The sequence below is a fragment of the Rheinheimera pacifica genome (genome assembly GCF_024809855.1).
Lineage (GTDB): Bacteria > Pseudomonadota > Gammaproteobacteria > Enterobacterales > Alteromonadaceae > Alishewanella > Alishewanella pacifica_A.
In genome coordinates this window covers 498941-524160 of sequence record NZ_JANUEM010000002.1, presented here as the reverse complement: position 1 = coordinate 524160, position 25220 = coordinate 498941, and the positions used below count along the sequence as shown (strand labels likewise).

At 49.7% G+C, this 25220-nt stretch carries 23 protein-coding genes; 5 read left to right on the top strand and 18 right to left on the bottom strand.

Translation table 11 applies throughout. The annotated features are described in order from the left end of the window. Positions 1-135 precede the first annotated feature (135 nt). Genes M2404_RS05240 through M2404_RS05230 form a run of 3 tightly spaced genes read right to left on the bottom strand, consistent with a single transcriptional unit; the run spans position 136 to position 5956 of the window. On the bottom strand, positions 136-1518 hold the full coding sequence (locus M2404_RS05240; protein ID WP_259238664.1) for an efflux transporter outer membrane subunit: 1383 nt from the start codon (positions 1516-1518) through the stop codon (positions 136-138). Beyond that, complete coding sequence (locus M2404_RS05235; RefSeq protein WP_259238687.1) at positions 1511-4678, bottom strand: efflux RND transporter permease subunit; 3168 nt, start codon at positions 4676-4678, stop codon at positions 1511-1513. Before M2404_RS05235 ends, M2404_RS05240 begins: the two co-directional genes overlap by 8 nt. A 6-nt stretch (positions 4679-4684) precedes the next feature. Further along, positions 4685-5956 (bottom strand): efflux RND transporter periplasmic adaptor subunit, encoded by a 1272-nt coding sequence (locus M2404_RS05230; protein WP_259238663.1) that lies wholly within the window; start codon positions 5954-5956, stop codon positions 4685-4687. Positions 5957-6421: 465 nt separating this feature from the next. Between M2404_RS05230 and M2404_RS05225 the strand changes: the two genes are divergently transcribed. Further along, a complete protein-coding gene (locus M2404_RS05225) occupies positions 6422-7036 on the top strand; it encodes a TetR/AcrR family transcriptional regulator (protein ID WP_259238662.1) in 615 nt (204 codons plus the stop codon). Positions 7037-7158: 122 nt separating this feature from the next. Then, entirely contained in the window at positions 7159-8058 is a 900-nt protein-coding gene (locus tag M2404_RS05220; protein ID WP_259238661.1) for an AraC family transcriptional regulator, read from the top strand. Between the two features lie 8 nt (positions 8059-8066). Here M2404_RS05220 and M2404_RS05215 read toward each other — a convergent pair whose 3' ends face one another. Continuing rightward, positions 8067-8978: a LysR family transcriptional regulator gene (locus M2404_RS05215; RefSeq protein WP_259238660.1), complete on the bottom strand. Its 912-nt coding sequence runs from the start codon at positions 8976-8978 to the stop codon at positions 8067-8069. A 110-nt stretch (positions 8979-9088) separates the two neighbouring features. Here M2404_RS05215 and M2404_RS05210 point away from each other — a divergent pair, with 110 nt between their 5' ends. Both M2404_RS05210 and M2404_RS05205 read left to right on the top strand, forming a co-directional pair. Then, entirely contained in the window at positions 9089-9850 is a 762-nt protein-coding gene (locus M2404_RS05210) for an SDR family NAD(P)-dependent oxidoreductase (protein WP_259238659.1), read from the top strand. Between the two features lie 86 nt (positions 9851-9936). After that, positions 9937-10857 (top strand): DMT family transporter, encoded by a 921-nt coding sequence (locus tag M2404_RS05205; RefSeq protein ID WP_259238658.1) that lies wholly within the window; start codon positions 9937-9939, stop codon positions 10855-10857. 70 nt (positions 10858-10927) lie between these two features. Here M2404_RS05205 and M2404_RS05200 read toward each other — a convergent pair whose 3' ends face one another. The 7 genes from M2404_RS05200 to M2404_RS05175 form a co-directional block, all read right to left on the bottom strand. Next, the gene (locus tag M2404_RS05200; protein WP_259238657.1) at positions 10928-11566 is read right to left on the bottom strand and encodes an NAD(P)H-dependent oxidoreductase; all 639 of its coding nucleotides are present in this window, start codon (positions 11564-11566) and stop codon (positions 10928-10930) included. A 177-nt stretch (positions 11567-11743) separates the two neighbouring features. Continuing rightward, entirely contained in the window at positions 11744-13540 is a 1797-nt protein-coding gene (locus tag M2404_RS05195) for a hypothetical protein (protein WP_259238656.1), read from the bottom strand. Between the two features lie 280 nt (positions 13541-13820). Then, positions 13821-14663, bottom strand: coding sequence for a DNA ligase (locus tag M2404_RS05190; RefSeq protein WP_259238655.1), 843 nt, complete (start codon positions 14661-14663; stop codon positions 13821-13823). Positions 14664-14733: 70 nt separating this feature from the next. Then, positions 14734-14970 carry a hypothetical protein gene (locus M2404_RS20270; RefSeq protein ID WP_310503065.1) on the bottom strand — a complete coding sequence of 79 codons (237 nt, stop codon included), beginning with the start codon at positions 14968-14970 and terminating at the stop codon, positions 14734-14736. A gap of 6 nt (positions 14971-14976) precedes the next feature. Further along, positions 14977-15963, bottom strand: a complete 987-nt coding sequence (locus M2404_RS20265; protein WP_310503064.1) for a serine hydrolase domain-containing protein — start codon at positions 15961-15963, stop codon at positions 14977-14979. A gap of 79 nt (positions 15964-16042) precedes the next feature. Next, positions 16043-16732, bottom strand: coding sequence for a monofunctional biosynthetic peptidoglycan transglycosylase (gene mtgA, locus M2404_RS05180; protein WP_259238654.1), 690 nt, complete (start codon positions 16730-16732; stop codon positions 16043-16045). A 103-nt stretch (positions 16733-16835) separates the two neighbouring features. Continuing rightward, complete coding sequence (locus M2404_RS05175; RefSeq protein WP_259238653.1) at positions 16836-17774, bottom strand: YihY/virulence factor BrkB family protein; 939 nt, start codon at positions 17772-17774, stop codon at positions 16836-16838. 244 nt (positions 17775-18018) lie between these two features. Between M2404_RS05175 and bla the strand changes: the two genes are divergently transcribed. Next, complete coding sequence (bla, locus tag M2404_RS05170) at positions 18019-18930, top strand: subclass B3 metallo-beta-lactamase (protein WP_259238652.1); 912 nt, start codon at positions 18019-18021, stop codon at positions 18928-18930. 85 nt (positions 18931-19015) lie between these two features. Here the strand turns inward: bla and M2404_RS05165 are convergent, their stop codons facing one another. From M2404_RS05165 to M2404_RS05135, 7 genes are all read right to left on the bottom strand, one after another. Then, entirely contained in the window at positions 19016-19453 is a 438-nt protein-coding gene (locus tag M2404_RS05165; RefSeq protein ID WP_259238651.1) for a hypothetical protein, read from the bottom strand. 179 nt (positions 19454-19632) lie between these two features. Then, positions 19633-20301, bottom strand: coding sequence for a hypothetical protein (locus M2404_RS05160; protein ID WP_259238650.1), 669 nt, complete (start codon positions 20299-20301; stop codon positions 19633-19635). Positions 20302-20447: 146 nt separating this feature from the next. Continuing rightward, positions 20448-20825: a hypothetical protein gene (locus M2404_RS05155; protein WP_259238649.1), complete on the bottom strand. Its 378-nt coding sequence runs from the start codon at positions 20823-20825 to the stop codon at positions 20448-20450. Continuing rightward, complete coding sequence (locus M2404_RS05150) at positions 20792-21142, bottom strand: hypothetical protein (RefSeq protein ID WP_259238648.1); 351 nt, start codon at positions 21140-21142, stop codon at positions 20792-20794. Before M2404_RS05150 ends, M2404_RS05155 begins: the two co-directional genes overlap by 34 nt. 55 nt (positions 21143-21197) lie before the next feature. Next, positions 21198-21851 carry a thiopurine S-methyltransferase gene (gene tmpT, locus M2404_RS05145; protein ID WP_259238647.1) on the bottom strand — a complete coding sequence of 218 codons (654 nt, stop codon included), beginning with the start codon at positions 21849-21851 and terminating at the stop codon, positions 21198-21200. A 39-nt stretch (positions 21852-21890) separates the two neighbouring features. Beyond that, positions 21891-24113 (bottom strand): exonuclease domain-containing protein, encoded by a 2223-nt coding sequence (locus tag M2404_RS05140; protein WP_259238646.1) that lies wholly within the window; start codon positions 24111-24113, stop codon positions 21891-21893. 32 nt (positions 24114-24145) lie between these two features. Continuing rightward, positions 24146-25117 carry a calcium/sodium antiporter gene (locus M2404_RS05135; RefSeq protein ID WP_259238645.1) on the bottom strand — a complete coding sequence of 324 codons (972 nt, stop codon included), beginning with the start codon at positions 25115-25117 and terminating at the stop codon, positions 24146-24148. Between the last annotated feature and the right edge of the window lie 103 nt (positions 25118-25220).

Below are 25220 nucleotides of genomic sequence, written 5' to 3'. Positions count from 1 at the left end.
AAAACTAAGTATCTGATTTAAATTCGTTTAAAATCCGCTAGGTCGACGCCCGCAGAACCTAGCCATACGCTAGAGGCTATATTAGCGCCAAACGTAAAAGCCGGACAAATCCGGCTTTTCATCAAAAAAACACTACTAAATCAGCTGTATCCCGCCACCAAAGCTGCGGTAAATGCCTACTAAACGGATAAAGCTTTGCTGTTGCACTTGTGCCAGTTGGTCGCGGGCACGTAGCAGTTCGCGTTCAGCGTCGAGCAAATCCAGAAACTCACCGGTGCCGGCGTTGTAGCGCTCGCGAGCGATTTGCACCGCTCTGTTACCGGCCTGCCATTGCTGCTCGGTGCTCAGTTGCTGCTCGCGGCTTAAGTTATAACTGCCAAGCGATAGCTGCATCTCGTTAATGGCATCAAACACCTGCTGCTCAAACTGGGCCAGTGCCATTTGCGAGCTGGCCTCAGCCTGGCGGATGCGGGCTTTAACTGAGCCTAAATCTGCTGCCTGCCAGCTAAGTGTGGGTGCCACTGACCAGCTTTGGGTGTCGTTGTTAAGCGTTAAGCCCGGGCCAGATAAAAAGCCTAAAAAGCCGCGCACCGAGATATTCGGGTATAAATCGGCGGTGGCTACGCCAATTTGTGCTGTGCGGGCGGCTAACAAGCGCTCGCTGCTGGCAACATCAGCGCGGTAACGCAGGTAGTTTTCACCGTCGACTACCGCCACCGGTTGCTTAAGCTCAGGCAGGTTAGGTACCGAGCCCAATTTAAGCTGGCCCGGCCGCTGGCCGAGTAAGGCCGATAAGGTGGCATCGGCGGTTAAGCGTGCTACCCGGTAGCCGGGTATGGCGGCATGCACCTGATGCAGCTGGACATCTATTTGTGCCAGCTCCAGCTCAGAGGCCATACCAGCCTCTAACCTTGCCAGTACGATAGCGCGGCTTTGCTGCAGGTTTTGCAGGTTTTGCTCGGCCACTACTAAGCGCAGCTGGGCACCGCGGTATTCACCGTAACTGGTGGCAACCTGGCTTATCAGCTGCACCTGGGCATCGTGCCATAATATATCGGCTTGCTGCGCCTGGGCTTCTGCCGCTTCACTGGCGCGGCGTAATTTGCCGAACAGGTCTATATCCCAGCTTAAATTGGCACCGGTGCTGTAACCACGGGTGATGATGCCGTTATCGTCTGGTGATAACGTTGGGTTTTCACTGGCCTGGTAAGTGGCATCCAAGGTACCTTTGGGCAAAAAGTCGTTATTGGCATCACGAAACACAGCATAGGCCCGGTCGACGTTGGCCCTGGCTTGCGCCAGGGTACGGTTTTCCACTAACGCAGTGCTGATAAGCTGATTCAGCACGGCATCGTCAAATGCCTGCCACCAGCTTTGGGCATGTTCAGCCTGCTGATAAGGGCTGTTAAAGCTGATATCAGACACCTTGGCCGGGGTGTGGTAATCCGGCCCGACGGCACAGGCGCTTAATGAGGCTACCAGCGCAGCAATGGCGGATAATTTTAAAGTATTACGCATAAGGTGCCTCCGCAGTATCGGTGGTTGCTGATTTCTTCTCGCCGCGCTTAGCCAGCATGTAGTAAAACAGCGGGGTTAACAGTAAACCAAAGATGGTTACGCCTATCATGCCGGAGAATACGGCTACACCCATTGCCTGGCGCATTTCAGCACCGGCGCCGCTGGCAAAGGCCATTGGCACTACACCCATAATAAAGGCGATAGAGGTCATCAGTATTGGCCGTAACCGCAGGCGGCAGGCTTCCAGAATAGCGTCCAGCGCATTCATGCCGTGGTCTTGCAGCTCTTTGGCAAACTCGACAATTAAGATGGCATTCTTCGTTGCCAGCCCCACCAGTACAATTAAGCCAATCTGGGTGAGGATATTGTTATCCCCGCCGTAAATCAGTACGCCGCTTAGCGCCGATAACAGTGTCATCGGGATAATCAGAATAATCGCCAGTGGTAAACTTAAGCTTTCGTACTGCGCCGCCAGCACCATAAACACCAGCAGGATAACCAGCGGGTAAATAAATACCCCGGCGTTACCGGCCAGAATTTGCTGGTAGGTCAGCTCTGTCCATTCGTACGTCATGCCATTTGGCAAGGTTTCAGCCAGGATTTTCTCAATCGCTGCCTGGGCTTCGCCGGTGCTGTAACCCGGTGCCGGGCCACCGTTTATTTCGGCGGTGGTAAAGCCGTTGTAGTGCATAACACGGTCTGGCCCTGCGGTGTCGGTAACATTGATAAAAGAGCCCAGCGGTATCATTTCACCCCGGCTATTACGCACCTTTAACTGGCTGATTTGCGCCGCACTTTGGCGGAACTGCTCGTCAGCCTGCACATTTACCTGATAGGTGCGGCCAAACTGGTTAAAGTCATTCACATACACCGAGCCCATATACGCCTGCAGGGTCTGGAATACTTCATCCAGTGCCACGCTTTGCTGTTTGGCTTTGGTGCGGTCGATATCCAGGTCCAGCTGCGGCACATTGACCTGATAGCTGGAGAATACCCCGGCCAGTTCAGGCGTTGCCCAGGCTTTCATCATTACCTGCATGGTAATGTTATACAGCTCTTCATAACCATGGTTGCCACGGTCCTGTATTTGCAGGCGGAAGCCACCTATAGTGCCTAACCCCATAACCGGTGGTGGCGGGAAAATGGCGATAAAAGCATCTTCAATACCGGCGAACTTCTGGTTTAACGCCGCGGCTATAGCATTGCCGGATAACTCTGCGCTACTACGCTCGTCAAAGTCGTCCAGGCCAACAAATACAATGCCGGAGTTCGGGCTGTTGGTAAAACCGTTAATACTCAGGCCAGGGAACGCAATAGAGTTGGCAACACCAGGATAATCCAGCGCTATCGCTGACATTTCTTTGATCACTGCTTCGGTACGCTCCAGTGAAGCGGCATCAGGCAATTGGGCAAAGGCTACCAGGTACTGTTTGTCCTGCCCCGGCACATAGCCGGTAGGGGTAGTAGCAAACTGCAGGCCGGTTACACCAACCAGGGCAATGTACATCACACCAACAATAGCGCCGTAGCGGATCACTTTTCTTATCACATAACCATAACCTTGTGATAAGCGGGCAAAAAAGCGGTTAAAGGGGCCAAATAACCAGCTGCCAAACAGCTTGTCGATACCGCGGGTTAAGGCGTCTTTCTTCTCGTTATGCCCTTTTAATAACATCGCAGCTAAAGCCGGGCTTAAGGTTAACGAGTTAATGGCCGAGATAAAGGTTGAGATAGTAATGGTTAACGCAAACTGCTTATAAAACTGACCAGTTAAGCCAGACATAAAGGCAGTAGGAATAAATACCGCCGCCAGCACCAGTGTGGTGGCAACAATAGGTCCGGTCACTTCTTTCATGGCTTTTTGTGTTGCGGCAAGCGGTGCTAAACCTTCGCTGATATTACGCTCAACGTTTTCTACCACCACGATGGCGTCATCCACCACGATACCAATGGCCAGTACCAAACCATATAAAGATAAAGCATTGATTGAAAAGCCCAGCAGATGCATAAAGGCAAAGGTACCCACCAAGGACACCGGCACGGCCACCAGCGGAATAATAGAGGCGCGCCAGGTTTGTAAAAACAGCACCACCACCAATACCACTAACAGCACCGCTTCCAGCAGTGTTTTTACCACGGCTTCAATAGAGCCACGCACAAATACGGTTGGGTCGTACACGATGTCGTAAGCTAAACCTTCCGGGAACCCCTTAGATAACTCAGCCATTTTCGCCCGTACATCATCAGAAATCTGAATGGCGTTAGAACCGGAAGCCTGGAAAATAGGAATAGCCACAGCGTCTTTATTATTCAGTAAAGATCGCAGCGCATAAGTTGAAGCACCCAGCTCAACCCGTGCCACATCTTTTACCCGGCTGATTTCGCCGTTAGCACCTACCTGAATAATAATATCTTCAAACTCTTCCACCGTCGCCAGGCGGCCTTTTACGTTGATCAGCAGTTGAAAATCGGCATCGCCACTGGGCTGAGCACCTAAACTACCGGCAGCAGCCTGCTGGTTTTGCTCGCGGATAGCCGCAATAATTTGCGTAGGAGATAAACCCAAAGCCGCCACTTTGTTCGGATCTAACCACACCCGCATACTGTATTCACCGGCACCGAATAACTGTACGTTACCCACGCCCTGAATACGCGCCAGCTCATCTTTTACATTAAGCGCCGCATAGTTAGATAAATACAGCATATCGTAACGCTGATCAGGTGAGGTTAAATGCACCACCATGGTTAAATCCGGTGAGGATTTCTCGGTTACTACGCCTAAGCGCTGTACCTCCTGCGGCAGCCGCGGCATAGCACGGTCTACCCGTGCCTGCACCTGGGTTTGCGCCAGATCGACATCGCTGCCAATGGCAAAGGTTACCGTTAATGTCATACGGCCATCAGACGTGGCCTGTGATGACATATACAGCATGTTTTCCACACCGTTAATTTCCTGCTCCAGTGGCGAGGCCACCGTTTCAGCGATCACTTTAGGGTTAGCTCCCGGATAGTTAGCCGTTACCACTACGGTAGGCGGCACCACTTCCGGATATTCGGTTACAGGTAATTGCCAAACCGTTATCGCACCAACAATAAAAAACAGCAGGGAGATAACGGCGGCAAAAATGGGCCTTTTAATAAAAAATTGCGAGAACATAATGTTTCCTTAACCCCGTCCCGGCGTTTTACCGGCGTTGACTGCTGCTGCCACATCGTCTGCTTTTGCAGTCAGTGCGGTGCTGGTTTCATCCAGCAGTTGTTGCTCTTTACGTAAACCGGCTATTTGCTCAGCACTTGCCATCTCTACCATTTTGGGTTCAATCTGCATATTCGGCATAACCCGCTGCAGGCCGTTAACCACAATACGGTCTTTTGCAGCCAGTCCTTCACGCACAATGCGCAGGCCGTTTACTTTTTCGCCCAGCTTTACCGCCCGGTATTCCAGCTGGTTATCCGCGTTTACCACCAGCACAAATTTGTTGTTTAAATCGGTGCCAACGGCTTTTTCGTCAATCAGAATACCGTCGTAGCTGTCGCTGCCCACCAGCCTGATGCGGGCAAATAAACCCGGCAGCAGGTTGTTGTCGCTATTGCTGAAACTGGCGCGGATACGGATAGTGCCGGTTTGCTGGTTCAGGCTGTTGTCAACAAAATCAATGCTGCCGGTGTGTGCGTAAGTGGTATCGTTCGCCAGCGCCATATATACCGGGTTTGCACTGGCATCACGGGTGTCGGCACGTTTACCTTCGGTACTCAGACGGGCATATTTCAGGTAGCTTTGCTCGTCTACATCAAAGTAGGCGTACATTTTCTCGGTAGATACCAGGCTGGTTAACTGGCTTTGGCCGGCAGTAACATAGTTACCGGCCGTTACCTGGGCATACGACACCCGGCCACTGATAGGTGCGCTAATGCGGGTGTAGCTTAAATCCAGTTCAGCACGTTGCAGTGCCGCTTTTACCGAGGCGACGGTAGCAGCGGTTTGTTGCTTACGGGCTAAGCGGCTGTCCAGTAATTCGGCTGAAATGGCGCGCTGGCTGCTGAGTTTCTCTGCCCGCTGATAGTCGTTATCCGCCAGCTGGGCGGCGCTTTGTGCACTTTGCAGCTCTGCATTAAGCCTTGCAACCTCGGCAGCAAAAGGCCGTGGGTCAATTTGTATCAGCACATCGCCTTTTTGTACCAGGGCGCCTTCGCTAAAGTGCACCTGCTCAATATAGCCTGACACGCGTGGCATTAAATTCACGGTTTGTGGCGCTTGCAGGCGGCCGGTAAATTCATCCCATTCGGTAATGCGCTCGTGTACCACCTGCGCCACACTCACCTGTGGTGCTGCCGGGGCTGCGGCCTGATTAGCCGCCTCGGGGTTGCCACAAGCGGTTAACACCAGTGCGGCGACGCCCGCTAACATAAAAGTTCTTACCGTGTTTTTTCTGCTCATGACGTTTTGCTCCACGTTGTTTCTGAAGTTGTTACTAAAATTGTGTAAAAAGGCTTGTTATTTTTGTACCGCCCGGTAAATATATAGGACAGCCAAAAACTGTCAATCTATTTTTGTACCGATTGGTAAATTATTTTAATTCTACAAAAGACGAATCTGTTCTAAGGCTGAAACAACACCATTGCGGTGCCGGCGACTTCACTAAAGCTAACAGAGGCTACTGTCAGGTTACGTCAGTAGTGTATGACGAAAGCACAGTGGCTTTAATGCCGAATGCTGGCGCATTCTTGCCTGAAACTCTACTGCTGGTACTTCGGCACGATTTGACTGAACGATCACAGCCGGTTTGGGGTCTTAGTGGGTGTCAGTGGCAAGATATATGTACTTATCGGTAAATAACCCTTACTGGACAAGGGGTCTTTTGCTGTTTACTATATAAGCAAGTTTTAATGCAGGAGCTGAACAATGTCAGCAGTAAGTTGCACTCCCAATGTAGGCCGGCCCCGCGCCTTTGATATGGATGCTGCGCTGGAAAAAGCGCTGGAAGTATTCTGGCGTAAGGGCTATGACGGCACTTCGTTATCAGATTTGACTGAAGCCATGGGCATTAATAAACCCAGTTTGTATGCCGCCTTTGGCAATAAAGAGCAACTGTTTTTAAAAGCGATAGAGTTATACGAAAGCCGCCCTTGCTCATTTTTCTTACCGGCACTGGAAAAACCTACCGCCTATCAGGTAGCCGAACATATGCTGCATGGTGCAGCAATGAATATGGCTGATAGCAACCACCCGCAAGGCTGCGTAGTTGTACAGGGCGCATTGTCGTGTAGTGAAGCGGCTGCCAGCGTAAAAGAAGCACTAATTAACCGCCGGGTAGAAGGCGAACAGAAACTCAAAGTTCGCTTTGATCAGGCTAAAACCGATGGCGACTTACCGCCCGACACCGATACCGGTGTATTAGCACGTTATCTGCTTACTGTGTTGCAAGGCATGGCAATTCAGGCCAATAACGGTGCCTGTTCTGAGCAACTGCGCCAGGTTGCGCAAATGACATTGCAGGCTTTTCCGCGCGCCGGTTAAGCCGGCAGTAGCTGCCTTATAGTCCACACTTATTGCCTGATCCTCCAAAGCACTGCTGCAGTAATAGGCAAAGCCAGGCTGGCTGCCTATACTGCACTTTCCAGTACAGCGGAGAAACCAGGATGATTGAAGAACGCGAATTTTTGCGCCAGCAAATGTTGCAGCAACTGCTGCAAGCTATTACATCAAATGGCCTGAGCGATACCAACATACCCGGCGTTAAGCTGTACCGTAGTGATGGCCCAACTGCGGCAGCCCCAACTATTTATGAGCCTACTTTATGTTTGCTGGTGCAGGGTTCAAAAAAGGTATGGCTGGGTGATGAGCAACTGCAATACCGTGAACTACAGTATTTGCTGGCCCCGGTTACGTTGCCGGTAAGTGGCAAAGTCATTACTGCCAGCCCTGATAAACCCTATATTGCATTGAGTGTAAGCCTGGATTTGCGTGAGCTGACAGATCTGGTTATTGATATTGCCCACAAGGTACCATCACCAACCCTGCCCGCGCGCGGCATTGCCGTGGGCGACGCCGATCTGTCGCTGGTATCAGTATTTCAGCGCCTGACCCAACTACTGCAAACACCGCAGGATATTCCGGTGTTGTTGCCTTTGCTTAAACGTGAAATGCTGTACCGCCTGTTGCTTGGGCCTGTTGGCAGCCAGCTGCGCGAATTTACCCTGATAGACAGCCAGGCACATCGCATCAGTAAAGTAATCGAAATATTGCACCAGCGCTATAGCGAACCGCTGCGGATCAAAGAACTGGCAGAGGCTGCGCATTTAAGTGAATCGGCCCTGTTTCAGGCATTTAAAGCTGTTACATCAATGTCGCCGCTGCAATTTCAAAAACAGCTGCGGCTAAATGAAGCACGCCGCATTATGCTGTACGAAGGTTTAGAGGCGGCAACTGCCAGTTATAAAGTAGGTTATGAAAGCCCGTCGCAGTTCAGCCGTGAGTACAGCCGTTTATTTGGTGCGCCCCCCAAGGCCGATGTAGCCCGTTTTCGCCAGTCGGTCTAGTTGTCTTGCTAAGAATAAGGTTGCAGATAATGCTGTAATTGCTGTTCAAACCAAGACATAAATACCTGTAATCGCCGGCTGATATGCCGCCGGTGTGGATACAACAGCCATACTGGCATCGGTGCACAGCGATGCTGCGAGAGAATATCCAACAAAGTGCCGTCATTCAGATGTTCTGTCACGCCGATTACCGGCGCCTGTATAATACCCAACCCGGCCAGGCAGGCAGCTTTGTAGGCATCGGCATTGTTTACCGTTACCACGCCTTTCATCGCAAGTGTTTTATGCAGTCCGTGTTCTGTATATTCAAGCACACTGTTGTGTTGGCCCAATACACTGACATAGTGCACCAATTGGTGCTGGCTTAAATCTGCCAGTGTTTGTGGCATACCAAAACGAGCGATATAAGCCGGGCTGGCCAGATTGCGCATTGGTAGCTCCGCCAACCGGCGTGCTACCAATCCTTCATCGCCGACACTGCCAACACGGATCACACAGTCAAAGCCTTCAGCAACCAGATCCACTTTACGATCAGTACTGCTTAGCTCAAGTTTAATATTCGGATATTGCTGCAGAAAATCAGGCAGGTTTGGCATCAGCACATAGCGCGTTATACCAGTAGACATATCCAACCGTAATACACCACTTATCTGCTGCGTTTGCTGCTGAAACAAGCTTTCCAGTTCATGGTATTCATCCAACAGCAATAAGCTGCGGTCATAACATAACTGACCATCCGGTGTCAGGCTGACACTGCGGGTAGTACGGTGCAATAAACGACAATTTAAGTGCTGCTCTAACTGTTGCACCACATTAGAGACATGGGTTTTAGATAACCCCAGGCTGGCTCCTGCCCTGGTGAAACTGCCAAGCTGCACCACCCGGATAAATATTTGCAGTGCTTGTAGTTTATCCTGCATATCATTGTCCACTAATAGCAAACAGTTCTACCACTTTTAGCATGTTTATTGCCCATCTAACAACCAATAAACTATTTCGTGTTAACCATCACCTGAAAGCGGAGCATCATATGACAACAACTCACATTGCCCTGATTACCGGCGGTAGCCGTGGTTTAGGCAGAAATGCCGCCCTGGCACTGGCCCTGCAAGGCATTGATATCATTATTACTTACCAGCAAAATGCCGCAGCGGCACAAGCAGTAGTAAGCGAGATCACTAAACTGGGCCGCAAAGCGATTGCTTTACCTTTGGATGTAAGTGACAGCAGCAGTTTTGCTACTTTTGCCAGCACGGTACAGCAACAGTTAAAACAAATATGGGGCTGCAACAGCTTTAATTATCTGCTGAATAATGCTGGTATTGGTATTAACGCCCCCTTTACCGAAACCACTGAACTGCAGTTTGATCTATTAATGAAAGTGCATGTTAAAGGGCCATTCTTTCTGACCCAGCACCTACTACCGCTGCTCGCCGATCAAGGCCGCATTTTAAATGTCTCTACTGGTTTAACCCGCTTCGCGGTGCCAGGCTATGCCGCTTATGCGGCCATGAAAAGCGCTATGGAAACCCTTACCCGCTACTGGGCAAAAGAACTTGGCGCGCGTGGGATACGTGTAAATATATTAGCGCCGGGTGCAATAGCCACAGACTTTGGCGGCGGTACAGTGCGTGATAATGACAGCGTTAACCAGTATCTGGCCAGCCAGACTGCTCTGGGCCGTGTCGGACAGGCGGATGACATTGGCGGTGTTGTCAGCTTGCTACTTTCTGATCAGGCCGGATGGATTAATGCCCAGCGTATAGAAGCCTCTGGCGGTATGTTTTTATAGCGCAAAAATATAGTTGCACCAGCCACTGCCAGAAATTTAAAAAGGCCTTATCATAAGCACCTTTCTTGCTGCGCAGTGGCACCTTTATGCAAAATATCCTGCTGTATCTGGTTACTGTACTGATTTGGGGCTCTACCTGGTTTGCTATTGAATTTCAGCTGGGTGAAGTGGCGATTGAAGTATCATTACTGTACCGTTTTACCATTGCTGCTGCATTAATGTGGCTTTATTGCGGCTACCGTAAACTTAATATGCACTTTACGTTGCGCCAGCATGGTTTTATTTTTCTGCTGGCCAGCCTGAACTTTGCACTGAATTTTTTGTTTATTTATCAGGCGCAGCAATACCTTAGCTCAGCCATGACGGCCATAGCCTTTACCACCATGCTGCTGATGAATATTATTAACACCCGGCTGTTTTTTGGCAAACCGGTGGCAAAACGTATCTATTTTGGTGCCCTGCTCGGCATTGCCGGTATAGTGGTACTGTTCTGGCCCGATCTGGACGGTATCGATTTAACCAATGCCAGTCTGCTGGGCCTGCTGCTGATTTTGTCCGGCGCGCTGTCGGCCTCATTCGGTAATATGGTCAGTGTACGTAACTCGCGGGAAAATATGCCGATTATGCAGGTAAATGCCTGGGGCATGCTGTATGGCAGCCTGATATTGCTGGCCGCAGCACTGTTTAAGGGCCACAGTTTTAACTTTAGTACTGAACCTGCCTACATTGCCTCACTGCTATATCTGGCAGTGTTTGGCTCGGTAATCGCCTTTGCCAGTTACTTTGCCCTGCTTAAACAAATAGGCCCGGAAAAAGCCAGCTACACCATAGTGTTATTTCCGCTGGTTGCCGTGGTGCTAAGTACATTGTTTGAGGATTTTCACTGGACAGGCTACACCTTTAGCGGCTTTGCGCTGGTGCTGCTGGGTAATGCCATTGTACTTACGCCCTATGCCAGAATTAAGGCACTACTGATAGCCCGCCGCCAGCCACAAGCTGTTGGCTAATAACACTCATCATTTCCCAGTTTAAAAGGCGCCAGCAGGTACAATACTGCTTGGCGCCTTTTACAGGGTGTTAGTTTACTTCAGTAATAAACTGCTCGCGGCTACGGCGTACTTTAGTCAGATTAACCAACCAGTCGCCTTCATCTGCGCGATAGCCCAGCGGCATTAACACTACCGAACGTAAACCTTTTTGCTTAAGGTTAAGTATTTCATCTACTTTAGCCGGGTCAAAGCCTTCAATTGGAGTGCTGTCTACTTTCAGCTCTGCTGCGGCAATCAATGCTGAACCCAAACCAATGTAAGCCTGACGGGCAGCATGCTGGAAATTGGTTTCCGCATCACGCTGCGGATAGGTATTCAGCAGCATTGCGCGGTAGTTTTCCCAGCCTTCGTTTTTAAAACCACGAATTTCGTTGGTTAAATCAAACATCTGGTTAATACGCTCTGCGGTGTAATTGTCCCAGGCGGCAAACACCAGTAAGTGTGAACTGTCAGTGATCTGGCTTTGGTTCCAGGCATGCGGTTTAATTTGCTCACGCAGTGCCGGGTTGGTTACCACCAGCACTTCATACGGCTGCAAACCGCTGGATGTAGCTGTTAACCGGATGGCTTCCAGAATTAAGTCCACTTTATCTTGCGTAACAACCTTGCCCGGGTTGTATTTTTTGGTGGCATAGCGCCAGTTTAAATTACTGATCACGTCCGACATTTGTACTTCCTAAAAGGTAACACGAAGCCTGATTATACGCCTGGCTGTTTCTGTTTTGTTAGTTCAAGTTATGCTGATATATGGCAAAAAAGTTTATCTTGTGCTGTTGTTAGGGCATGTTGCCGTTTGCTGGTTAAGCTGCATTTACCGCTCAGGCCATAAATGCAGCTGTGTAACTTACTTCGCGCTGTCTGATGTCACAAGCGGTTGGGCATTTAAAAAGCCCCAGATAAAGTCAGCCTGCATCACCTCCATTTGGGGTGATGAGTTATTGTCGCGGTAATACCAGGCCGGGTTGGGCGTGCCGTTATGGCTGCGGAAATAGCCAAAGTCAGACAGGCTGGTTTCAAACACTGATAAAGCTAAAAAGTGTTTAAAACTGGTGGCCGGGTTTAATTTTTCGCCCTGCTTGGTGCCTAAAGCCGCTACCCCCGCCCGTGCATGGCAACCAATACAGCTTGAGCCATCCATAAAACCTGCCTCAGTGACTGAATTACCCAAAAATGTCGGCTGCCCGATAGCATTAACAAACTCAACCTGTGAGCCTTTCAAACGGTAGTTCAACCAGGCTTTATGTGCAGCAGTGGGCTCAAACGGGTTATTACTGCTGCCGGTACCAATATTCATTGCGCTAAGCAGTTGCTGCCATTCCTGCCGGATACTTTCAGTCGGGTAACCGGCATCCGGGTTAAATACTATGCTGCTCTGGTTAAGCTTATCTGAATGCTGGTTGGGCACCACATAGTTAGCTGCGGTATTGGCTGGCCGCTGGTCGGCACTGTTATAGCCATAAGCATCGTTGCAGCCTGTTACATCACAGCGGCCGGGCAAGGCGATATGCTCAAAGGTTGTCCACACCCAGTTGGGGATATCCTTTGATGAAATATGAAATGCCACCAGATAATGAATGCCTTCCAGGTTGCAGCTTGCCCCGGTTTCAGCAGACAAGCCCAGTGCGTTTAGGTCTATCTGGGTGGCAAGGTATTTACTGACATAAGCGCTGGCTTCGGCATTCATACCCAATTGCGCCGCCAGGCCCTGATACAGCCAGTTACTTTTGATCATTACTGCATCCGGTGGCAGATCTATTTTCACCAGCTGTGATGCCTGCCCGGCTTGCGCTGAACGGTTGGCTTTGCGATATGGTGCGTCTTGCAGCATATTGGTCTGGCTGGCAAAAAACACATCTAAAGCACCATTGGCGTTGTACAGGTTATTGCGGAACAGGTAGTCATGGAATGTTTGATTACGTACTGTCAGCTCAGCATTGGTTTGCCGGATCACCCGGCCAACACTTTCGGCAGAAGCCGGGTTAAAGGCCTGATATATCGCCGGTATCATATTTTCTGTTTTGCCATTTACCGGCACGGCACTGCACGACGCTACCTCGACATTGCCCGATTGCGCAGCCTTTAACATGGCCTCTGAGCTTACTTTAGTCAGCGGGTTTAACTGGCTGTGAAATGGTAAACGGGTGTGGCGTTTTAATGCGTTGCTTCTGGCTTGTGCTTCAGCATTTTCCGGTTTGGCTTTTGCCAGCGTGGTCAGCTGCGATTTAAACTGCTCCCCCGGAAACACCGGGCAATGTTCCGTGTTATTGTTTTTATCACCGGGTAAACAGCATTGCACACCAGCACCGGGCTTTTGCCCTGCCTGGCATAGCGGATAAGGCTCAGCCGGCCAGTTTTGCTGTTCATCTGCCCAGTGCGACCAGAACTTGTCGGTTATCACTTCGGCAAACAACTTCCACGAAAACATATCCGGGCAAGTCATCGCCGGGTTACTTATCAGCTTGCCATTATATTTATTAACTGCCTGCAACTGGCCCGACACCAGTTTCATTGAACAGTATTCAGCATCTTTAATTGATGATTGAAAGTACATGGCATAATCAATTGAAGTGGGTGCAGTATCATCAGCCAGCAGTGGTAAAGCACATAAAAAACAGCTTGCGGTAAGGGTTATCAGTTTCATACTAAGGCTCCGTCTACAGTTTCCTGAGGCAACAGTTTTGCATCGCAAATATAAACTGTTGAGATCCCGGCACATTGCGTTATATGCCAAGTAAGTAGAATCTAAGCCAGAAGATAAAATTCGGTGTGATATTGAATGGAGAAAAAAATGATATTATTTTTACCTGGCCCCAAACCAAAATAAAAATTGTTTTTTGGCAATAGAATAAAACCGCCATATCATGCTGATGCAGTTAAATTAAAAGCAACAGGCATCAGCAACGTTACCACCCGCCAGCTTACTAAAAATCTTGCCGCGCCCTTAAAAACCGGGCAAAGCGCGGAATGCCATTATTGGTGTAACCGTTGTAACGATAGGTAATTATGCTGCCAATTTCTGGCGGCGCCTGGCGCAGTGCATCGGTTAAACCGCTGCCAATGGCAAACTCTTTACCTTGCGCCGTTTTAACAATTAGCGCCCCTACCATACCCTTATACTTGCCTTTACCCGGCCGGTAGCCAATAACCTCGGCTTCCGTATCCTGATAGCTTTTTAGTTTAAGCAAATCGCTGCTGCGGCCGGTTTTATATAAGGCATCCTGCTGGTGCAGCATTAACCCCTCGGCGCCTTTATTTTCCAGCTCGCTAAGCTTGGCCTGCAGCGCAGTATGATCTGCAATACGAAACTGCGCTACCAGCATTAAATAAGGGCTGTTGTGTTGCAAAACCAGATGCTGCATAGCTTCAACGCGCTCAGTAAAAGTACCCGCAGCATCGGGCAGCTCAAAAATGTAATAGCGGATTTGCTGCCACTCGCTATCTATTGGCTGAAGCTTACTGACAATGCTTAACGTATCGGCAAACTTATTGCGGCTCAACCACAGTTCACCATCTAACTTTTGTGCCGGAAAATCTGCCACAAACCACTCTGGTGCCGCAATAACATTACCACCACGTGAAATTAACTGTTTACCATCCCAGTAAGCGCGCACACCATCAAGCTTTTCGCTCACCCAGTATTGCTGTACGTTGATATTGCCGTTATACACTTCAGCCAGTAGCAAGTCGGGCTTGGTGGCTGCGGCCAAATGAAAGCAGAAATGAAAACAGCAGATAAACAACAAAATATTTAACGTTTTAATCATTATTTAATATCTTTTTGTTCAAAACAAAAAGTATAGTGGCCTGCTCTGTTTCAGCAAGTACAAACCCAGCCTATTTAAAATGATCAGAAAGTGCCTGCAAGAAGGTGTATTCATTTAATCCGGCACGGTTAAGCGGTTTAGCCTGCGCACTCCACATTGCCACCACCAGCTGCTTATCCGGGTCAATAAACAGATACTGGCCAAAAATGCCCTCAGCGGCATAACTTCTGCCATGCATCGGCCAAAACATATAGCCATAATCAACGGTTTCGCCGCCGATAACCTGCCTGCTGCCAGCGGTTGCCATCCAGCCTTACGGCAATACCCGCTCGCTGCCATTTGCTGTGTTAATAACACCATCATTTAGCAAAAATAAGCCCAAACGGGCGTAATCACGTAAGGTTGCCGACAAGCCACTGCCGCCTATTTCCAGGCCATTTGCAGACTCCAGCCACCAGTTGGCGTCTGCCTGCATGCCCAACTTCGACCAGATTTTTTCTGACAGATACTGCGCCACCGGTTTACCGGTAGCGGAGCGCACCAGCGCGCCAGCCAACTGGGTTTCGCCGGTACTGTAGTTCCATACTGTGCCGGGTTGTGCCGCATGCGGTAACGACGCCATCAGCTGCAAAATTGCACCGGGTTGCTGGCTTATTTGAGCCTCCAGCATGCGCCGCCGGTCTGATGCAGGATCTGTGTAGGTTTCGTTCCAGGCCACGCCTGAACTCATTTGCAGCAGGTGTTTAACCGTTACACCATCGTAAGCGGTACCTTTAAAACGTGGCAGATAGTTAACGATAGGGTCATCAATACTGTTGATATAGCCGTCATGTATTGCCGCGCCAATTAAGGTTGCGGTAATAGATTTAACCACCGACATCGACATCCAGCGGCTATGCTCATCATTACCCAGCAGGTATTGCTCGAACACTATTTCACCGCGATGGATAATCAGCATGCCGCTGACGCGGTTCATTGATAACACGTCGTATAAATCATAGATTTTGCCATCAACGCTGTAGGAAAAATCCTGCAATGGCTGCTTGCTTAGCGGCAATACACTTACAGCTTTACCACGGGCAACTGTGCGGGTAGGAAACAGTCGGTCGATATTGCGAAAGGTGTTAACCTGAATATCCGGATACAGTTTACCATCGTACAGCTGGCGCACCGTGCCGATAGGTTCTTTAGCATGGCGATACTCTTTACCTGCTGTGCTGGCAGATTCTGCCAGGCTGGCGGGGCTGCTAAATGCCAGTAATACCGCTATGGCGAGAGTGTTAAGTTGGCAGATGTGCATCAGGCCTGATTCCTTTTTTAGCTGGTTTTAGCCTTACCACTTAAAAGGCAACTTAAGTATTGCTACTCTTTTTGTTTTGTTAATTAAGCACCGGCTTTAAATAGCCCGCGCCCAATTGCCGCATTTGCCGTTCAACCCAGGCAACACGTTCTCGCAGGTAAGGGGTTAACTGGCGTGGGTCACGGCTGCGTGGGCCTGGCAGCATTACAGCCAACCGGGCGGCTTCGTTAGCACTTAGCCTGCTGGCTGGTTTGCCAAAATAGTGCTGGCTGGCGGCTTCTACGCCGTAAATGCCTTTACCAAATTCGGCGATGTTTAAGTACACTTCCAGAATACGCTTTTTGCCCCAAATGGCCTCCAGGCTTAGTGCCAGTGTGGCTTCCAGGCCCTTACGCAGCATACTGCGCCCCGGCCACAACAACAGGTTTTTTGCCGTTTGCTGGCTAATAGTGCTGGCACCACGCAGGCCGCCGCCATCATCAAAGCGTTCAAGGGCATTTTTTATCTCGGCCATATCTACGCCAAAATGCTCAGGGAAACGCTGATCTTCCGAAGCAACTACTGCCAGCGCCACATGCGCCGGCAGTTTATCAATGCTTACCCATTGCTGGCTAACCGGATACGGGCTTTGCAGCATAAAGGCCGATGTAGGCGGCGGTACAAAGCGTAACGTCAGTAAAAGTGCCAGTAACAATAGCAGCAGTAACAGCACCGAGCGCCAGATAACACACCATATCCAACCGAAAAAACCGCGTTCGCGCTGTGCCATTTACTCTCTCTCATCAGGCCCTGTTACCTGCAACAGGCTGCTGTGTAGGTTACTGAGCATTAAAACCCAATATGGCCCAATCTGCAAAATTGCTGCCGCAGCCTTAGCGCGGCGGAGCCTCTTCAATTAACTCCCGGTGCACACAAACGGCGACACTCTTGGGGCGGATAGGCTTGCCTCTGCCTTCCAGGTGCGCCCGTGTAAAGGCCGCGCCAAACAGCAAAATCATGGAAGAATAATTCACCCACAGCAGCAGTAATGCTAAAGACCCGGCAGCGCCATAGGCCGATGCGGTGGCGGTATAGGCCAGATATATAGAGATAAGCGACCGGCCAGCCGTAAACAAAATAGCGGTGATAAAGGCCCCAAGCAGCACATCTCCCCAGGACAGCCGTACATCGGGCAGAATTTTAAACATGGCAGCAAACAGTAAGGTAATCACCAGCAGCGACAGCACTAACTCCATACCCACCATAGCCCAGCCCGGCACGGGTAACCACTCTTCAGCAAATGCCATAACACTGCGCAGTGCCACCGATAACAGCAATGACACCAACATAATAAAACCAATAGCCAGAATAATAGTTAGCGACAATAACCGGCTTTTCATAAACACCCACAGGTTATTCCGTTTCGGGCGGGGTGCTACATCCCAGATCTGATTCAGTGACTGCTGCATTTGCGCAAAAACGGTAGTTGCTCCGACGATAGTGGCCAGGATGCCAATTAATGCTGGCAGGATGCCACTTTGGTCAATCTGCGAATTTACCACGGCAGTTTGCACTATACCTGCAACATCAGCCCCCAGAGTTTCCTCAAGCTGGGCAAACAATTCGCCCTGCACGGCCCTCTCGCCCATTACCAGCCCAACCAGCGCCACCACTACCACCAAAATAGGAGCAATAGAAAACACCGTAAAAAACGCCAGTGCTGCGGCATAAATAAACGCCTGGCTACCCAGCCAATGCCGAAATGCCGCCCCTAAAATGCTAAGCCAGTGCCGCACTACTGCGGGGAGTTTGTTATAAATATTGATAAGCATGCCCGATAATACCTTAGCGTTGCAGCGAATATCGCTTTATTACAGCCAATACAGGGGTTATATGATAGCAAGAAATGTGCAGCACAAATGTTACTATTGCTGTTGCGCTGGTATTTAGAGCTAATACCACATGACATTCCTGCTCCTGTACTTGCCTTAACTAAACTGCCTGTTAATATTTAGCCCATCAAATTTGCCATGGCGGCGTATATTCTATGTACCGCCAACTACTAAGGCGCGGGTTATGACTCTGGCTAAAAGTATTCGCTATTTTTCATTTGCAGGTGCATTAAGTTTTGCTGCTGTACTGGCCGGTTGCAGTACAACGCCGGTAACCCCTCCAGCACCACCGGCAAGCAACTGGGTTAACAGCTGTGCCGACTGGGACGACTGGGATAAAGCCGGGCCACCGTATCAAATTTATGCTAACAGTTACTATGTCGGTACCTGTGGTATCAGCGCTATTCTGATTACCGGCACTGACGGCCATATTCTGATCGATGGCGCCACAAAAGCCGGTGCAGATGTTATCGCCGCTAATATCCGCGCGCTGGGCTTTTCATTGAGTGATGTAAAACTGCTACTGCAAAGCCATGAGCACTTCGATCATGTGGCCGGTTTAGCGCAGTTGCAGCAATTAAGTGGTGCAAAACTGCTGGCCTCACCTGCGGCGGCACCGGTGCTCAGCAGCGGTGTGGTAGCTGCGGCCGATCCGCAAGCCGGCATGCACGAGCCGTTTCCGGCTGCAAGGGTGGATGGCCTGGTTACAGCAGGCAAAGCCGTTACCTTAGGGCAGCTAAGCCTGATGCCTGTAGCAACACCGGGGCATACCCCTGGCGCATTAAGCTGGCAGTGGACAAGTTGTGAAGCGCAGCAGTGTAAGGTATTGGTGTACGCCGACAGCTTGTCGCCTATTAGCAGCGACAGTTACCGTTTTAGCCAGCATCTTAGTTACCTGAAAGCTTACCGGGCCGGGTTGGATCAACTGGCAGCACTTGATTGCCAAATTCTGCTAACGCCCCATCCGTCGGCCAGTAATATGCGCACGCGACTGCAAAGCAGTGAAGGTTTAACCGATGCCAACGGCTGTGTGCTTTATTCGCAGACAATAAAACAGCGGCTACAGAAGCGTTTAACAGAAGAAACAGCGCAGTGACAGCCAAGCCAACTTATGGCTACCGCAGTTAGAGACATCTTTGCCAGTGGCCTGAGCCTGTAAATACCGGCACTGTTGGTTTAGGTCAGAAGCAACTGGCAGACACCCGGCTAATTTCACTGTCGGGCACATTAAAGAACAACACATGGCCTGCCGTGGCTTCAGCCACGGCAAAATAGGTAATAAATGGCGAGTCTGTCTGCTCCGGGATCTGCTCCGTCAGCTGATAAAAGCGCATTTCACGGTGATCTTTCGTTATAACCTTTAGTTTTTTTACCTGCATCAACTCTGAATTTATGTATTCCCCGCCGTTCGGGTTGTATGGTAGCTGCATAAATTCTATCTGCTGGTAACCGCTGGCATCAGCAAAATACAGGTTACCCACTTCATCAGTTTGCATGCTGTAACTCTCACCAAGCTGCCACTGGCAACCGATAAAATCCACGGTGTTATGCTTTAACAGTGGTGCACCCGGCACCGGCTGTGACAACAACGTAAACAAGACTAAAACCAGATACCGCATAACACTACTCTGCTAATAACTTGACTGCTAATTACCAATTGGCGTTGCCGTTCAGGGTTGAGAAAACCGGCAGCGCCAGCTTACCAAGTTGCACCAAAATCCATACCACTAACTCTATTGATTTTTTGATTGAAGCGAAGTTGGAACAAAACTACAGATGAAAACCGTTTTAATGATTTTTAGCCACTGTCTGAATCCATCTCCTCAGATGATATGTCACTGGCTGCACTCTCCGCAGCATCTGCAATGTCTCCCTGATATATGTTATTTCCTTCCAGATAACAAACAAATTCCACACCATCATCATCATCGTACTGACCCAACATGCCGCTCATCTCAGCTTCAAACGATTTGAATGTTCCATTATTTGCCCCACCGTCCTGAGCAAACACATTTTCCTCGTCCGCGCCATCTCCACCGTTCCTCTTTGCCAACACATGTCCTCGGTTTGCTTCTGTAAACAAATTTTTCAGGGGGCCTACAGAGCCTGTGTTTTTATATTTGCCATCTGTACTTTCTACCGTGTATCGGGCCCGATATTTAGTCACCCCCAACCAGCCTTCATCCCCAGCATCAATACCCTCGTTGAAATCCTCTACATTACCTCGTGCCACTAATACCTTTTTCTTGGATGAGCTACTACCTTGCAATATGACATTTACTTGACGCTGGATCGCCATACTACTATTGCTATTGTCAGCCATCTCTTGCAGTTTTCTTTGCGCAACAGCCTCCGAACGATTATCCACAAATTGAAAAGGAGACTTACTACCTGTCTGCTTGTGAGAAAAGACATCCGCCGAAGAATGTCTTTTGTTTTCCTGTGTTTTGTCAGCGTAAGTATTCATCTTTTAATCCTTCGAATAGGATGGTGGTGACGCCCCAATTAATAAAAAACAGCAGCTAAAATTCCCAATCTTTCCTGTAGCGTCATTCTGTCAATTTGTCCAAGATCCAAGTTAGCCCATCGGTTTGTTTAGCACACACTTTTTAATTAGTCTGGAATGAACGGGTACAACGCTACAGCAGACACTATCGCCAGAACTAACGATATTTGAAACCATAGTGCGAGGTAATAATCCATTCGACGAGCAATAGTTCTTACCTCAGGTCCTGCAATCATAGGCGTTTTAGCAAACCACTTAGACAGAATTGCCAGTGCATAAACCCCCACCCTGACACCAATTCCATCCCATTCAGGCTTACCAACACCTTTACGCTCTAGTTCTTTATCAATGTAAATCACTGATAAACGTATAAAGAAAATCGTTGATACAAGCCAATTAAGACTACTAAGACCAAAAGACAACGTTAATACATCAAGAAAATTTGCAGGTATTAATTCGTCCCATTCATAGAGCTTTGCTGCCACAAATAGTCTGCCAACTGTTTGCCACCAGCATCAAATAATTTTGCGGCAGCGATACCTGCGATCACTCCACCAATGATTGCAACGACCCAGCCATATGGTGTGGCAATTAGAGCTATAGTCAGCACTGCTGTAATTTCCCCGCCAATGACTGAACCGGCAATTACCCCAAGCCCAAATCCGGTCATTTCCCTCGACAGCTCTTTTTGCCAGTCTCCGCCATCATGCTTTACCCCGTATACGTTCAAAATTAGGATACCCGCATCAAATGCAATAAGGTTTTTACCAACTACTTTCGCAACGCGCTGGAATTGCTGCACTCGCTTAAAAATTATTAGGACCAGATAAAGATTAAACCTGATACCTCAGCATAGTTTAATTTTGCTCTGATTCTATTGGCTTCAAAAGCCAACCAATCTCGCTGGCTTGGCACTTGCGTTTTAGCCCACCTGGCACGTCAAGCTTTTCCAGGCAGTTAAGATCATAAACACCGCTGTAGAGTTGATGCATCTCAACGCTATCAACCGAAAACGGCGGGCCTGGTAGTTGCGCTTGGTCGTATTCAAAACAAATAACCAGTTGTGGCGCAGCATGGCTGAGGGTTATCAGGTGCTGTGCATAGCGCTGTCGCATAGCGTCAGGCAAGGCGACCAGCGCGGCGCGGTCATAGATGGCGGCAACCGGGCCGAGGGTGTGTTTTGATAACTGAAAAATATCACCGACATACACCTGCAGCTGGTCAGCTTGATAAAGCTGCAAGCTACCCACGCTGCTAACACCGGGGGTTAAGCCAAGCTCCGCAAACAGTTCTTGCACTGCCATTTCACTTAACTCGGCGCCAATAACCGAATAACCCTGCGCCAATAGCCAGTGTATATCGAGGCTTTTACCGCACAGTGGTAGAAAAACACTAGCGCCAGGCGCGAGTGTCAGCTGATTAAACCAGCTTACCAGCAAAGGGTTGGCCGCTGCCTGATGAAAGGCAATCTGTCTTTTTTGCCACTTTTCGTGCCAGAACTCCGGGTGCACATTGCCTCCTTTTACTTTTCCGCTAATCGCTTATAGCATCTAACGCCTGGCATTAATCAGCTTTAATAACTCCGCCGTCGCGGTGGCATCAGCCAGTGCACGGTGGTGGTTATTAAGTTTAATGTCGAACTCTTCGCACAACTTACCCAGGCTGTAAGACTGCAGCCCCGGATAATAACGGCGCATATTAACTACCGTGCATAGCTGCGGCATATCAAACGGCTGCTCTAAACGGGCGAACTCAGCGCGGATAAAGCCGTAATCGAACTTGGCGTTATGCGCCACAAACACCGCGCCATGTAAAAATTCGGCGAGCTTAGTGGCGATATCAGCAAAGGTGGGTGCATCGGCCACCATACTGCTACTGATACCGGTTAAGCGGCTAATAAAAGACGGGATATAACGGCCGGGGTTTAGCAGGGTGCTAAAGGTGCCTAACACCTCGCCGCCTTGTACTTTAACCGCGCCAATTTCGATTACGCGATCTGTCCCCGCTTTGCCACCGGTGGTTTCTACATCCAGCACTACATATAGCCGGTTGGGATCTACTATCCACTGCAATTTTTCAATACGGGCGTTAAAACCGGCATTGTTGAGGGCTAACAGCCGGGCTAACTGATGGCGCTGTATTTTATCGCCGGGTGCTTTTACTTCGATAAACTGCAGCTGGTTATCTCTGCACAAAAACAGATCCGGGTAACCGCTGCTGTGGCGGCTAAAATCCTGCGCCATGGCGCGCAGTATTGCTGCCAGGCTGCTTACACCTTCCACTTTGGGTGCGTGTTGCAGTAGCGGCAGTAACTGCTCTGCTAAATCGCTGTGCCAGTAAAACAGGCTGTTGGCTTTGCCGTAATGCGTGGTTAAAGCACTAAGCAATGTGCTGGCAGCGCTTGGTGCAGCCAACTGGTTTAGTTTTTGCTCTATCTCGCTTTCAAACTGCTGATAAAAGCCACCGGCTGCCAGGTTACGCGGTTTGCGCTCAAACGGGTTATGTAACGCGCTGTTATTATGCTCGAATAATTCATGCCAGAACCACAGGCCAAACAGCGCCAGCCAGAGGTTGTTCTCGGCATGAAATACCGTATAACCCTGTGCGGCATAATGCGCCATTAAGCCCTGATCGGCTTTGCCTAAATACAGCTCGTCTACCCCAATCAGCGGCGCGTCGTGCAGTAATTGCGTAAGCTGCGATCTTTTACGGCCACTGGTAGTTCCACCAAATTTACGCTGGTAAAGATCGTCGGCAAACAGCCATTCTTCGTCGCAGCTTGGATCGTCTAATAACTGCTGTAAATACTGCTGGCAGCGCTGCTCGTCGCCTGTTTGGGCGTAAAGCCGGGCTAAACGCTCACTGGCCGGAAAGCCATTGCTATGCTGATAAAACGCAATGGCACTATCGGTTAGCTTATATTGCTCGGCCAGTTTGCCCAGTTGATAACAGCGCTCGCTACGCTTTAGCAGTAAGCTGTTATCGTCTGGCAGGGGCCATTGCGCTACCTCGGTAAGCCACTGGCTTAGCAGCCCGGCAGCATTGTCCGGCTGCTTTTTCAGCTGCTTGCCGAGCTCGATAATGGCCGGTTTGGCTTTAGCCAGCTGATACGCCAGCAGTGCCTGAGCGGCTTCGGTAAAGCGCGGCGTAAATTGCTGTTTAAACTGGCCGGTTTGGCGGATGCCTAAATCACGCAGGGTAAATAATGATAAGTTGGCCTCAAGACGGCCAAAATAGAGAAAGTAAATATAGTTAAGTGCGTCCTGGCGTTGCAGCACCACATAGCGCTGCGGCAATTGCGCTATTAATGCCAGCCAGTTTACCGGCAGCTTTAAGGCTGCGCCCAGCAACTGCGGCTTGGTTTGGCTTTTCTTTATGCTGCTAATATCGGCTAAGCCGGTTTCAGCCAGCTCTGCTTTTGCCAGTTGCAGTAATTGCCATAAGGTATCTTTAGATAAACGCAGCCAGAAATCGGCGAGATCAGCTTCCGTTAGCGGTGCAGTAAAACCGGCCCGGGTTAACTCATCCAGCACCGGTGCGGTTGGGCCAATTTCGCTGTAGCTCAGCTCGGTATCGGCAAATACGCTGCCTTTGCGGTTTAGCATGCGTACCAGCAGTTGCTGCGCGGCGGTGCTTAAAGCAGCAAAATCCTGCAATAAGGCCCGGCTATCGGCGGTTAATACCCCCTGATAGTGCGCCGCGACAAACTGCAGCAGCTCGTTAAAGTGCTGCAGGTAGTATCCACTGTCGAGTTCGGTGCGCGGCGCGGCCATTAATGCCCTGTCTGTGTTAAACAATAGCCATGTTAAGCAATAACAGTACTAACCAGATAACCGGTGTAACCAATAAATACCGCCAGCAAAATACCGCCCTCTAAGCGGTTAATGCGGCCCTGCTTTTTATAGCCGTAACCCATAACAAATATTGCCGCGGTTAATACAGCCATTAATGTCCAGTCACGGGTAAGCACTACGGCATCAACTGCCATTGGCTCTATCATGGCAGCAATACCTACCACGGCCAGTGTATTAAACAGGTTTGAACCGATAATATTACCCAGCGCAATATCATGTTCGCCTTTTTTAATCGCAATTAATGACGAGGCCAGCTCGGGCAGCGAGGTACCAACAGCCACTACCGTTAAGCCAATTACCAAATCGCTAACGCCAAGCCCCTGGGCTATAAACACAGCACCGTACACCAGCATACGTGAAGCAACAATTAATAAAACCAGGCCCACTACCAGCCAGATAATAGCTTGCTTTAATGTCATACTCTGGGCAGTTGCCAGCTCGTCGTTCATTTCAGTGGCCAGTGCATCCTGTGGGTTACGCATACCCTGCCAGATTGACCAGCCCATTAACGCAAAAAATACCCCAAGTAAGCACCAGGCGTCGAAGCTGCTGAGCTGATGATCAAACAGTAGCCAACCGGCGAATAAGGTTACCAGCATTAAAATAGGCAACTCTTTGCGCAGCACCTGTGAGTGCACAGCAACGGGGCTAAGCAGGGCAACCAAACCCAGGATCAGCGCAATATTGGTAATGTTAGAGCCATAAGCATTACCCAGCGCCAGTGCCGGGTTGCCATCGGCGGCAGCCATGGCCGACACCACCATTTCCGGTGCTGAAGTACCAAAACCAACAATAAGCATACCAATTAATAACGGCGGCATACCGGCATAACGGGCGGTGGCGGCTGCACCATCAACAAAGCGGTCTGCACTCCATACCAGAAGTGCCAAACCGGCAATTAACGCGACTACTGCCAATAACATTTTTTGTCCTTTAACTTAGCTATAAACTCTGTGCAGCATAGCATGCGGTTATTTTAGCGCGAAGCGGTCGCAGGGCCTTTTTGAAACTAAAGTTTAAACAGGG